General features: G+C 67.0%; 1 protein-coding gene. It reads right to left on the reverse strand.

The window, feature by feature from the left end:
- Nucleotides 1-28: 28 nt before the first annotated feature.
- The gene (locus VRB54_RS11570) at nt 29-13,924 is read right to left on the reverse strand and encodes a non-ribosomal peptide synthase/polyketide synthase (protein WP_338480976.1); all 13,896 of its coding nucleotides are present in this window, start codon (nt 13,922-13,924) and stop codon (nt 29-31) included.
- Nucleotides 13,925-13,954 lie beyond the last annotated feature (30 nt).

Consider the following 13,954-nt stretch of genomic DNA (forward strand, 5'->3'; position numbering starts at 1 on the left):
AATGCTTGGAGAGAACGGCGCGCCGTTCTCAGGAATTCGGTTTGCTCTTGAGCTTGCCCAGCAACGTGTCGAGGGACTTCTGATTCAGTGCCTTGGCCAACGGAAAGTCGGACGGCATCAGCGCGCCCGCCTGGGGATCGAGGCAATGTTCGAGCAGCGCTTGCAGGTGCGTCAGCAGGCGCGCGGGCAGGTCGCGGTCGGCCTCGGCGCTGATGCTGTGCCAATGCAGCTGCAACACGCCGTCCTCCAGCCACGCCACCACTTCACGGGCATGGCTCACACGGTTGGCAGGCGCAACCTCCGCCGGCGCCGCCAGGGTGCTGGCGCGCAACCAGCCGGCTGGCGGTTGCTCGTGGCCCAGGTAGTTGAACAGCACGTCACCGTTGCCGGCCGGCAGCGCACCGCGCAGGCGCAGCAAGCCGTATCCCAGGCCCTGTCCGGGTACCGCGCGCAACGCTTCCTTGGCCTGGCGCACCCAGTCGCCGGGCGTGCCTCGGGCATTCACCCGCAGCGGGAACAGGGTGGTGAACCAGCCGACGGTGCGGCTCACGTCGAGCCCTTCGAAGCCCGCATCGCGACCATGGCGCTCCAGATCGAGGACGATGTCCTGGCGCTGCTCGGCTTCGGCGAGGGTCGCGACCAGGGCGGCGATCAGCAGCTCTTCCGGCTGGGTACGGTAGGCGGCGTGGGACTCGGTCAGCCATTGCTGGGTGCGCGTGGCATCCCAGCGCGCCGAGAGGGTCTGGCGCTCGGCCACCGTGGCCTGCGGCATCGGCGTGACGGCGAGCTGGCGCGCCCAGTAAGGCTGCTCGAGGGCGGCACCGGCGGCCCGCCCATGCAACTGCTCGGCCCATTGCCGGTAGGACGTGGTTTTCGCCGGCAGCACCACGGGTGCGCCGCTTTCCAGGGCGGCATACACCTGCTGGAAATCTTCCAGCAACGGCCCCCATGACACGGCGTCGATCACCAGGTGATGAGCCACCAGGTACAGGCGCTGCGGCGTGTCTTCCAGCAGCGCGGCGGCGAACAGCGGGCCGTGTTGCAGGTCCAGACTGCCCGCGACTTCGTGTAATTGCTGCGCCTGGTGTGCCAGGGTCAGCCGCGCCGGTTCGACCGCTGCAATCTCCGCCTGCCACTGGCCGTGCGCGGCATTGAAGCGCAGGCGCAGGGCGTCGTGATGGGCGACCAGATGATCGAGTGTCTTCTGCACCAGCGCCGCTTGCAGTGGACGCTCGCTGTCGGTCAGCACCGATTGGTTCCAGTAGGCAGGCTGCGCTTGCTGCTGGTCGAAGAACCATTGATGCAGCGGCATCAACGGCATCGCACCGCGGACTTCGCCTTGCTCGGCCACGGCCAGCAGCGGCGTGATCAGTTGCGCCAGACCCGCCGGCGTCTGGGCGCGGAACAGGTCCTTGGGCGTGAGGGCATAACCGTGGTCGCGCAGCTGCGAAATCAGCTTGAGGCCGAGGATCGAGTCACCGCCCAGGGCAAAGAAGCTGTCCGCGGTGCCGACCGCGTGGCCGCCGGTGAGGCTGTCGCCGAGCAAGTCGCTGAACAGCTGGCACACCAGGCCTTCCAGGGCAGTGCGTGGTGCGACCGATGCCTGTTGGCGCGGCGGCAGAGGCAGCGCCGCCAGTGCTTTGCGGTCGAGCTTGCCATTGGTGGTCAGCGGCAGGCTTGGCCGTTGCACCCAAACGACAGGCACCATATAAGCCGGCAGTTGACCGCTGAGTGCGGCACCCAGCTCCGTCTCGGCTGCAGCGCCGCTGTAGAACGCCACCAGGCGATTGTCGACCACCAGCGTGCAGGCGCCGCTGACGCCCGGCTGACCGAGCAGCGCTGCATCGATTTCGCCCAGTTCGATGCGTTGGCCGCGCAGCTTGACCTGGTGGTCGAGGCGGCCGAGGTAGTCGATATTGCCGTCAGGCAGGAAGCGGCAGCGGTCACCGGTGCGGTACAGGCGTTCGCCGTTAACCGTCAGGAAACGTTCGGCGGTGAGGTCGTCACGCTTCAGGTAGCCGCGCGCAACGCCGACGCCACCTATATACAGCTCGCCGATACTGCCAATCGGCAACGGCTGCTGCTGCTCATCCAGAATGTGCAGGCGCAGGTTGGCGATGGGCTTGCCGATCGGCACCACAGGGTCGTCCACCGAGCAACGCCACACCGATACGTCAATCGCCGCTTCGGTCGGGCCATACAGGTTGACCAGCGCCGCCGGGTGGCGACTCATGAAGCGCTGCACCAGATCCGCCGGCAGCGCCTCGCCGCTGGCGAACACCTGACGCAGGCTGCGGCAGGCGGCCAGGCTCGGTTCTTCGACAAACGCGCGCAGCATCGACGGTACGAAATGCAGGGTGGTGACCTGCTCCTGCTGGATCAACTGGCTCAGGTAAGCCGGATCACGGTGCCCATCGGGACGCGCCACCACCAGCGTGGCGCCGGTGATCAGCGGCCAGAAGAATTCCCACACCGATACGTCGAAGCTGTACGGCGTCTTTTGCAGCACGCGGTCGTCAGGCCCAATCGCAAATGCATCCTGCATCCAGTGCAGACGGTTCATCAGCGCGCCGTGTTCGTTCATTACGCCTTTGGGTTGGCCGGTGGAGCCGGAGGTGTAGAGCACGTAGGCGAGGTCATTGGCCTGCATGTTCAGCGGTTCGGCGTCGCCCGTGTCGGGCAGTGAGTCCAGAGTCCACGCGGTATGGCCTGCGGGCAGGCGCGACAGCCACTGGGGCTGGGTCAACGTGACCAGAGCATCTGCATCCTCAATCAGGAATGCCAGACGCGCGGCCGGCAACCCGGGATCCAGCGGCAGCCAGGCGGCGCCGGCATGCACGATGCCGAGCAAGGCCACCACCATGTCCACCGAGCGCTCCATGCACACCGGCACAATCGACTCGCGACCAATGCCGGCGGTGCGCAGGGCGCGGGCGACGTGTTGGGCGCGCTGGTCCAGCTCGGCGTAGCTCAGGCGCTGGTCTTCGAAGACCAGGGCTGGCGCATTCGGCGTGAGTGCGGCTTGTTGGCTCAGGGCCGTGTGCAGGTCGGTCGGGCCAGGGTAATGCCGCTCGGTGGCGTTCCATTGCGCCAGCTGCGCCTGATCCTGCTGCTGCGGGAACAGCTCGACCAGCGCGCGTTCCGGTGTTGCCACCAGTGCATCAAGCAGCGTACACCATTGCGCGCTCCAGCGTTGCATCGTGGCGGCGTTGAACAGCGCGGCCTGGTATTCCAGCGCCAGGGTCATGTCGCTGCCGTCGTCGTGCACTTCCCAGCTTTGTTCGAACTTGGCGTCGATGGCCGGCAGGGTGCGTTCTTCAAGGGCCAGCCCCGGCCATTGGCGGCTGTCCATATGGCCGTGATTGAGGGAGAACAGCACCTGGAACAGCGGCGTCCGGTTGAGGTCGCGGCGCTGGGTCACGGCGCTGACCAGGCTGGCAAACGGCAGGTCGGCATGGGCCTGGGCCGCGCGCAGATCGGCTTCTACCGCAGCCAGCAGGGTTGCGGCCGGGGCCTGTTGGTCGACGTTGCTGCGGATCACCAGGGTATTGACCAGGCAAGCCAGCAGGGTCTGGGTTTGCGGTTGGTCGCGCTGGTCCGCCGGAGTGCCCAGGCGAATATCGCGCTGGCCGCTGTAGCGGGCCAGCAGGGCGCTCAAGGCGCTGGCGAGCACCACGTACGGCGTGGTGCCGCGCTGCCGCGCGAAGTGGCGAATCGCCGCCGAACGTTCGCGGCCCAGGCTGAGATTCAGTTGACCGGCACGCCGATCCGCTTCAGCGGCGCGTGGCTGGTCCAGCGGCAGTTCGAGGCGGTAGTCGTCCTCGCCCAGGTGGTTTTTCCAGTACGCCAGGCTGGCCTCGCGCCGGGCCTGGGTGTGCGGATGCTGTTGCCACAGGGCGAAGTCGACGTAGTCGATGGGCAGTGGCGTCCAGTCGGGCGCCTGCCCGTGCAGACCGGCGCGGTACGCCTGGGCCAGTTCGTCGATCAGCAGGCGCATGGCCCAGCCATCGGTGGCGCTGTGGTGCAGGCACACCAGCAGCAGGTGCTCGTCGCGGCCCTGGCGTTGCACTAAATGCGCGCGCCATGGGGCGGCGTTTGCCAGGTCGAAGGGGGCCATCAAATCGGTCTGCGCGCGGTTGCACGCGCTGTCCCAGTCGCGCTCGGCAACCGACGTCACCTGCAGCGCCGGGCCTTGCGGATCGATCAGCAACTGCGCCTGGCCTGCGACCTCTCTGATGCGGCTGCGCAGCACCAGATGGCGTTCGCTGAGCTGATCAAAGGCGGCGCGCAAGGCCGGCAGGTTCAGCGCACCGGTCAAGGTCAGCGCGAACGGCATGTGGTATTCGCGCGATTGCGGCACCAGCCGGCTGAGCATCCAGAACCGCTGTTGCGCCAGGCCCAGCGGCAGGGCAGCGGGACGTGGCTGAGGCGTGATCTGTTCACCCGGCAAGGCATCACCCAGCTGCGCGGCCAGGGCCGCGACGGTCGGCTGGGCAAACACCAGTGCCAACGGCAAGGTCACTCCCAGGCGTTCCCGCACCCGGGCGACCAGTTGCGTGGCCAGCAGGGAATGGCCGCCAAGCTGGAAGAAGTGGTCGTCGATGCCCACCTGCGGGCATTGCAGCACTTCGCTGAACACCTCGCACAGCAGCGTTTCGTTGGCGGTGCGCGGCGCACGGTGCGGCTGCTCGCGACTCGCGTCGGGCAGGCGGATGGCGGCGAGCGCCTTGCGGTCGAGCTTGCCGTTGGGATTGAGGGGCAGGTGATCGAGCTGCACCAGCAGGCCCGGCAGTAGGTGGGACGGCAGTTCGCGGGCGAGTGCCGCGCGCAGGTCGGCTTCGTTGGCGTCACCGCTCCAGAAACTCACCAGGCGTTGGTCGAGCAGCAGAGTGGCGGCTTCGCGCACCTGCGGCCGGGCCTGCAGGGCAGCGTCGATTTCGCCGAGTTCGATGCGCTGGCCGCGCAGCTTGACCTGATGGTCGAGGCGGCCGAGGTAGTCGATATTGCCGTCAGGCAGGAAGCGGCAACGGTCACCGGTGCGGTACAGGCGTTCGCCGTTAACCGTCAGGAAGCGTTCGGCGGTGAGGTCGTCACGCTTCAGGTAGCCGCGCGCAACGCCGACGCCACCGATATACAGTTCGCCGGCCGTACCGATGGGCAACGGCTGCTGCTGGTCATCCAGAATATGCAGCTGCAGGTTGGCGATGGGCTTGCCGATCGGCACCACAGAGTCGTCCACCGAGCAACGCCACACCGATACGTCAATCGCCGCTTCGGTCGGGCCATACAGGTTGATTAGCGCCGCCGGGTGGCGGCTCATGAAACGCTGCACCAGATCCACGGGCAGGGCTTCGCCGCTGGCGAACACCTGACGCAGGCTGAGGCAGTCAGCCAGACTCGGCTCTTCGACAAACGCGCGCAGCATCGAGGGCACGAAGTGCAGGGTGGTGACCTGTTCCTGCTGGATCAGCTGGCTCAGGTAAGCCGGGTCACGATGTCCATCGGGACGCGCCACCACCAGCGTGGCGCCGGTGATCAGCGGCCAGAAGAATTCCCACACCGATACGTCGAAGCTGTACGGCGTCTTTTGCAGCACGCGGTCGTCAGGCCCAATCGCAAATGCATCCTGCATCCAGTGCAGACGGTTCATCAGCGCGCCGTGTTCGTTCATTACGCCTTTGGGTTGGCCGGTGGAGCCGGAGGTGTAGAGCACGTAGGCGAGGTCATTGGCCTGCACGTTCAGCGGTTCGGCGTCGCCCGCGTCGGGCAGTGAGTCCAGCGTCCACGCGTTATGGCCTGCGGGCAGGTGCGACAACCACTGGGGCTGGGTCAACGTGACCAGAGCATCTGCATCCTCGATCAGGAATGCCAGACGCGCGGCCGGCAACTCGGGATCGAGCGGCAGCCAGGCGGCGCCGGCATGCACCACGCCGAGCAAGGCCACCACCATCTCCACCGAGCGCTCCATGCACACCGGCACAATCGATTCGCGGCCAATGCCGGCCGCGCGCAGGGCACGGGCGACGTGTTGGGCACGCTGGTCCAGTTCGGCGTAGCTCAGGCGCTGGTCTTCGAAGACCAGGGCTGACGCATTCGGCGTGAGCGCGGCTTGTTGGCTCAGGGCCGTGCGCAGATCGGTCGGGCCGGGGTAATGCCGTTGGGTGGCGTTCCACGTCTGCTGTTGCAGGCGCTCGGCGTCGGTCAGCGGCGACCAGTCGCCGATAAGCGTCTGCGGTGCGTCGAGCATGCATTCAAGCAGTGCCTGCCATTGCGTCAACCAGCGTTGGGCGGTGGCCTGGCTGAACAGCGCGCTGCGGTATTCCAGCAACACCGACAGCACTTCACCGTCGTGCACTTCCCAGTTCAGGTCGAACTTGGTGGCGGCGGCCGTCACTGCCCGTTCACGCACCTGCAAGTCCGGCCACTGGCTGGCGTCGGCAGTGCCGTTCTGCATGACGAACAGCACCTGGAACAACGGCGTCTGGCCGAGGCTGCGTTCGGGCGCGAGGTGTTCGACCAGTTGATCGAACGGCACGTCCTGATGCTGCTGGGCGTCGAGCACGGTGTTGCGCACCTGGTCGAGCAAGCCGGCGAAGTCCAGGCTCAGTGCCAGGTCGGCGCGCATCACCAGGGTGTTGACGAAACAACCGATCAGCGGCTGCAACTCGGCCAATGGCCGCTGCGCCACCGGGCTGCCGACGCGCACGTCGCGCTGGTTGGCATAGCGTCCCAGCAACAGCTGTGCGGCGCTGAGCAGCAGCATGTACAAGGTTGCGCCGCGCTGCTGGGCAAACTGGCGCAAGCGCGAGGTCAGCTCGGCGGGCAATTGCAGCTGCACCGAGCCGGCACGCGGGTCGAGCAGGTGCGCGCGTGGCTGGTCGGTGGGCAGCTCCAACTGGTAGCTGCCGTCCTCCAGTTGCGTTCGCCAGTAGGCCAACTGGCTGTCGAACCGCGCCTGCTGCGCCGCTTCGCGCTGCCACAGCGCGTAATCCGGGTATTGCAGGGCCAGCGCCGGCAGGCTGTGCTGCTCGCCTTTGTAGCAGCGGGCTAGTTCGTCGAGCAGGTTCTGCGTGGAGGCATCGTCGGTCACGCAGTGGTGCAGCGTCAGCACCAGCAACGCCTGCCTGTTGCGTTTGAGCAGGCGCGCGCGAATCGGTGCTTCGCGGGCCAGGTCAAAGCGCTGCGCGGTGGCGGCCTGGATCGCGTCTTCGTTCAGTTGCTGCCAGTGCGCGTCGGTGACGGCGTCCCAGTGCGTCATGGCCAGCGTCAGCTCGACGTGGGGTTCGATCACCAGCGCCAGTTCACCGGCAGGCTCACGCACGATGCGGCTGCGCAGGATTTCGTGGCGTTGAATCACGCTGTTCAGCGCCGCTTGCAGCGCCGGTACGTGCAGTTCGCCGTCGAACTGCACCGCGCTGACCACGTTGTACTCACTGGCGCCGCTCAGTTGCTCGAGGAACCACAGACGCTGCTGTTCGAACGACAACGGCAGGCGCGCAGGCCGCGGGGCGGGCACGAAGGTGTCGCGGGGTGTTTGCAGCGGCTGCGCGAGCAACGCCGCCAGGGCGTGCAAGGTGGGATGCTCGAACACCGCCCGCAGCGGTGGCACCGTGGCAAATTGCTGACGCAGGCGCGCAAACAGCACGGCCGCCAACAGGGAATGGCCACCCAGGTAAAAGAACTGGCTGTCACGCCCGATTGCGCTCAACGGCAGCTTCAGCAGCTCGGCCCACAGGGCGGCGAGCTGGCGTTCGGCGTCGGTGCGCGGCGGGTCCGTGGCGTCCGGCTCGGCCTGGGTGTGCGGCGCGGGCAAGGCCTTGCGGTTGAGTTTGCCGTTATCGGTCAGGGGCAACGTGTCCAGCACCACAAACGCCGACGGCACCATGTAGTCGGGCAGGGCGGCGCCAAGGGCGTTGCGCCACGCGCTCAGGTCGGGCTGGTCGCAACTGACGTAGGCCACCAGGCGCTTGTCGCCGGGCACGTCCTCACGGGCCAGCACCACCGCCTGGCGTACGCCGGGTTGCGCGCCGAGCAGGGCTTCGATTTCGCCCAGTTCCACGCGAAAGCCACGGATTTTCACTTGATGGTCCATGCGGCCCAGGTATTCGAGCTGGCCATCGGGCAGCCAGCGCACCAGGTCGCCGGACTTGTACATCCGTGCCTCTGGCAGCGGCGAGAAAGGATCGTCGATGAATACGTTGGCGGTTTGCTCGGCGCGGTTGAGGTAACCGCGGGTCACGCCGGCACCGCCGATATGCAGCTCGCCGGGCACACCCACCGGCAGCGGGTTGAGGAACGCGTCGAGCACGTAGGTGCGCACGTTGGCAATCGGCCGGCCAATGATCGGCCGCTGCGGGAAGTCATCCACCGCACAGCCAGTGGCATCCACGGTGCACTCGGTGGGGCCGTAGGTGTTGAAGAAGCGGCTGCCGGCGATGGACGGCAGGCGTTGCCAGAGCTGCGCGTCCACCGCATCGCCGCCAAACAGCACGAAGCGCGGCAGGTAGGTCTCGCCACGGCGCACGCCGTCGGTTTCGAGCAGGCTCTTGAGCTGCGCCGGGGTGCATTCGAAGGCGTCCAGGCGTGTGTCCTTGAAGAACTGTGCCAGGGCGGCCGGGTCGTAGCGCACGTCTTCCGGGGTCAGGTACAGGCTGTGGCCGTCGAGCAGCAGGATGAGCTCGGCCACCGAACTGTCGAAGGCGAACGAGTAGTTGAAACTGCTGCGCATCGGCTGGTCGGTGTAGCGCCGGTACAGACCGTAAATGCGCGCCCAGGCCAGGTTGACCACCGACTTGTTGGTGACCAGCGTGCCCTTGGGCTTACCGGTGGAACCGGAGGTGTACATGATGTAGGCCAGGTCATCGGGACCTGCCAGCGCGGCGGGGTTGCTCTCCGGTTGGCTGGCGAGCAGCGCGGCGTCGGCGTCCAGGCGCAGGCGTGGCAGGTGGCTGCCCAGCTGTTCGAGCAGGCCTTGCTGGCCGACGAACAACAGCGGCTGCGCGTCGTCGAGCATGTAGGCCAGGCGCTCGGCCGGGTAGCTCGGGTCCAGCGGCACATAGGCGCCACCGGCCTTGAGAATGCCCAGCAGGCCGATCAGCAACTCCAGCGAGCGCTCCACACACAACGCCACCGGGCGGTTGGCGCCCACGCCTTGCCCACGCAGGTAATGGGCGACCTGGTTGGCGCGGCGGTTCAGTTCGGCGTAGCTCAGGCATTGGCCTTCAAAGCACAGCGCGTCACGCTCAGGCGTGCGTTCGGCCTGCTGTTCGAACAGCTGGGCGAAGGTCAGGTGCTGTGGCACGTCCATTTCGGTACGGTTCCACTCCACCACCGTGCGCTGCCACTCGGCGGGCATCAGCAAGGGCAGGGTGGCGACCGCTCGTTGCGGCGCGGCGAGCAGTTGTTCCAGCAGGTGTTCCAGGCGTGCCAGGGTTTGCCGTGCGCTGTCCTGGGCAAAGAGGTCGAGGGCGAACATCAGCTCGAGCTGAATCGGCGCATCGGCCGGGCACAGCACATGCAGGTCGAGGTCGCATTCGGAGTGCTTGAGCGGCGTGTCGAGCGCTTCGAAGGCCAGCCCCGGAAACTGCAGGCGCGCCTCCATTCCCAATTGCTGCGCAACCATCACCTGATACAGCGGCGCATGGCTGAGGCTGCGCGGCAGTTGCAGGCTGTCCACCAGTTGTTCGAACGGCAGGTCCTGGTGTTGCAGGCCTTCGCGCAAACGCGTGGCGACTTGGACAACCACCGCGTTGAAATCGGCCTGGGCGCTGAAGTCGGCGCGGATCGCCAAGTTGTTCAGCAGGATCCCCAGCAGGCCTTCGGTGCCCGGCTGTTCACGGTGGGTAACCGGGGTGCCGATCAGTACGGTGGCGTCGCCGCTCAGGCGGTGCATCAACACCGCAAAGCCTGCGAACAGTACGCTGAACGGCGTGGTGCCCAGGCGACTGGCGAGTGCCTGCACGCGGCCACTGAGGTCGGCGCTGAGTTCGCGTTGCACCAGCCCCGCGCGGTAGCTCTGCACCGACGGCCGTGGATGGTCGGTGGGCAAGGCCAGCAGAGGGCTGGCGTCCTGGTCGCGGCGGTCAAGGGTGCGCGTCCAGTAATCGAGTTGGCGCGCAAGTTCAGCGCCTTGCAGGTGATCACGCTGCCACAGGGCGAAGTCGGCGTATTGCAGGGGCAGGGCCGGCAATTGCGCGGCGGCGCCGTGGCGGCGGGCTTCGTACCCTTGCGCCAGCTCACGCAGGGCGATGGTGGCCGACCAGGCGTCGGACACCAGGTGATGCAGGGCAATACCCAGCACGTGTTCGTCCGGCGCCACTTTGAGCAGGCGTGCGCGCAGCAGCGGCGGCGCCGTCAGGTCGAAGGGGTGTTCGAAGGTGGCTTGCAGGGCGTTGAGTTGCGCGCCTTCACGGGCGGTGGTGGCCAGGTTCGACAGGTCTTCGAATGGCAGCTCAATGTTCAGCGCCGCGCTGATGTGCTGGCTCGGCACGCCGTCCACGCTGCGGATGCCGGTGCGCAGGATTTCATGGCGCGCCAGCAGGTCATTCAGGCTCGCGTGCAGGGCTGCCACGTCGAGTTGCCCGCTGAGGCGCAGGGCAAACGGGATATTGAACAGCGTGGTGCCGGGCGTCAGTTGTTCGATAAACCACAGACGTTGCTGGGAGAACGACAACGGCAGCAGGGCCGGGCGTGGCTTGACGTGCGGCGCACCGAGGGCGGCGGCTTGCGGTGCGCCAGCTTGCGCCTCGCGTGCGGCGATGGCCACGGCCAGCAGCGCGACGGTGGGCTGTTCGAACAGCACCCGCAGCGGCAGCTCGAGTTTGAACGTGTTGCGCAGGCGCGCGACGATCTGCGTCGCCAGCAGCGAGTGGCCGCCGAGGGTGAAGAAATTGTCTTCCACACCCACGCTGTCGCGGCCCAGCACTTCGGCCCAGATGGCGGCAATGGCGGCTTCATGTTCGTTGCGCGGCGCGAGGCTTTCGCTGGCGTCTGCGTGCCAGGTCAGTTGCAGCGCGGCGAGGGCCTTGCGGTCGACCTTGCCGTTGTTGTTCAGCGGCAGGCGGTCGAGGCATTCAAAGGCGGCCGGCACCATGTATGGCGGCAACTGCGCGCGCAGGTGTTCGCTCAAGCCATTGTTGCCCAGGCTTTCGTCATGGGCCGACCAGTAGGCCACCAGCCAGGCTTCGCCCACGCTGTTTTCACGCAGCAGCACGGCCGCTTCGCGCACGTTCGGGTGCTGGGCCAGGCGGTGTTCGATTTCGGTCAGTTCGATGCGGTGCCCGCGCAGCTTGACCTGCTGGTCGCGGCGACCGAGGTATTCGATCACCCCGTCGGCACGCCAGCGGCCAAGGTCGCCAGTGCGGTACAGGCGACCGTCGATCTGCGCATGCTCGATGAAGGCTTCGGCGCTGCGCTGCGGGTCGTGCAGGTAGCCACGACCCACGCCGACACCGCCGACGCAGATTTCCCCGACCACACCGACGGGCACCGGGCGCAGTGCTTCATCGAGCACGTACAGGCGGTTGTTGGCGGTGGGCTTGCCGATAGGCATGTGGCTGACGCTGGCGTGCGGCGCTTCGGTGATCGGCTGGAACGCCACGTCGTCGGCGCATTCGGCCGGGCCGTAGGCGTTCATCAGCGCGATAGCGGGGAACCGCGCAAACCAGTCGCGGGCCACGGTCGGCGGCAGCGCTTCACCGGTGGGCAGCACCCAGCGCAGGTCGGGCAGTTGCAGGTCGCACGGGCACAGCGCAAGCAGGGTGCGCATCAGGCTCGGGACGATTTCCAGTACATTCAGGCGCTCGCTGGCGAGCACCTGCAGCAGGCGTTGCGGGTCGTGGGCGACCTCGTCCGGCAGGATGTGCACGGTGGCGCCGAGTACCGGGGCGGCGAGAAACTGCCACACGCTGATATCGAAGGCCACCGAAGCGGTCTGGGGAATGCGGTCGGCGGTGTTCAGGCCCAGGGCCGGGACTTTGCCGAAGATGTTATTGAGCATGCCGCGCTGTTCGATCATCACGCCCTTGGGCGTACCGGTCGAGCCCGAGGTAAACAGCACGTAGGCCAGACTGTGCGGGGTGCCGGCCGGTGCCAGCGGTGCATCGTTGGGGGTGTTCCAGGCCGCTTCGGCGAACAGCGCCCGGGGCGCGTGATCGAGGCCGCTTAGCAACTGATCGAGCAGGCCGCTGCAGTCTTCACTGGCGACCAGCAAAGGCGCGCGGGACAGGCTGAGGATTTCGCGCAGGCGCTCCGGCGGGTGGTTGACCTCCAGCGGCAGCATCGCCGCGCCGGCCTTGAACACCGCGATCATCGCGGTCAACAGCGCCAGGCCACGGGGGGCGAGCAGCGCCACCAACCGGTCCTCGGCGGCGCCGGCCGCACGCAGGGCGTGGGCCAGGCGCGTGGCGCGCCGGTCCAGTTCGGCGTAGGTCAGGGACTGGCCGTCGCAGATCGCGGCCACCTGATCGCCGCGTTCGGCGACCTGGGCGGCAAACAGTTCGGCGTAGCTTTTATCCAGCGGGAAGTCGTGGGGGTTGAGCGCCCAGTCGCCAAGCAATTGCTCGCGTTCATCGGCGGCCAGCAGCTCGAAACTGCCCAGCGCTGCCTCTGGCGCGGCGAGCATGCCGCGCACCAGGCTGGCCAGGTGGCCGAGCAGACGCTGCACCGTCTCGGCCGTGAAACGCTCACGGTCGTACGACACGCGGATGCCCAGTTGCTCGCCGGGCAGGATCACCACGGTCAAGCCATAGTGGGTGTGCACGCTGTGGTCCATGCCGTCGAGGCTGAACTGAAAGCCGCCGTCGAGAATCTGCTCATCGATGGGGGCGTTCTCGAACACCAGGATGCTGTCGAACAGGGTTTCGCCACGGGGGAAGTCGCTCCAGCCCTGGATATCGGTGAGCGGCGTGTGCTCGAAGTCGCGCATCTGCACGTTGAGTGCCTGCAAGTCCCCCAGCCATTCGCCCAGCCGTGCCTCGGGATCGACGCTGACGCGCAAGGGCAGGGTGTTGATGAACAGGCCGATCATTTCGGCAACGCCGGTGAGCTCGGCCGGACGCCCGGCCACGGTGACGCCGAACACCACGTCGCGTTGCCCGCTGTAGCGCGACAGCAGCAGCGACCACACGCCCTGGAAAAAGGTGTTGGGGGTGATCCGGCGGCTGCGGCAGAAACTGGCCAGCGCCTGGGTGTGCTGCGCGTCCAGGTGGATCAGTTGGTCGTCCACCAGCACTGCATCGGTATAGCGGTCGCGCGCCACGCCGTTGTCCACGGTGAGCGGCGTCGGTGCGTTGAGCCCGTGCAACTGGCCGCGCCAGAACTGCTCGGCCTTGCCCGCGTCCTGGCGTTGCAGCCATTGGATGTAGTCGCGAAACGGCCGGGGGCTGCTGATCTGCGGCGTGCGCTGGTTGCACAGCGCCTCGTAGACCTTGAGAAAGTCCACGGTCACCAGGGAAATGCACCAGGCGTCCATCAGGATATGGTGGAAGCTGCGGATAAATTCATAGGCCTCATCGGCCAGGCGCACCAGGCGAAAGCGGATCAGCGGCGGCTTGGACAGGTTGAAGCCGACTTTCTGCTCCTCCTCCAGCAGCGTACGAATGCGCGCCTGCTGCTCGTGGGGCGCCAGCCCGCGCAGGTCGAGGGTATCAAGGGGCACCTTGACCTCGCGGTGGATCACCTGCACCGGCTGCTTCTGGGTTTTCCACTGGAAGCTCGCCCGCAGCGACGGGTGCAGCGCCACCACCTGGCGCCACGCTTCAAGAAACGCGGTCTCGTCAATGGCTCCACCGATTCGGTAGCGATCCTGCATCAGGTACACCCCGGAGTCCTCGTGCAGCAGGGAGTGGAACAGCATCCCTTGTTGCAGCGGTGACAGCGGGTAGACATCTTCGATCGGATTGCGCGTGGTGTTGTCGGTGGTCATTCAAAACGTCCTGCAGAAATAGGGGCGACG

It is taken from the genome of Pseudomonas trivialis (genome assembly GCF_036864995.1).
GTDB lineage: Bacteria > Pseudomonadota > Gammaproteobacteria > Pseudomonadales > Pseudomonadaceae > Aquipseudomonas > Aquipseudomonas trivialis.

What these genes read in the sequence shown, in the direction of transcription:
- VRB54_RS11570 (WP_338480976.1), bottom strand. Translation starts at nt 13,924, where the DNA reads ATGACCACCGACAACACCACGCGCAATCCGATCGAAGATGTCTACCCG.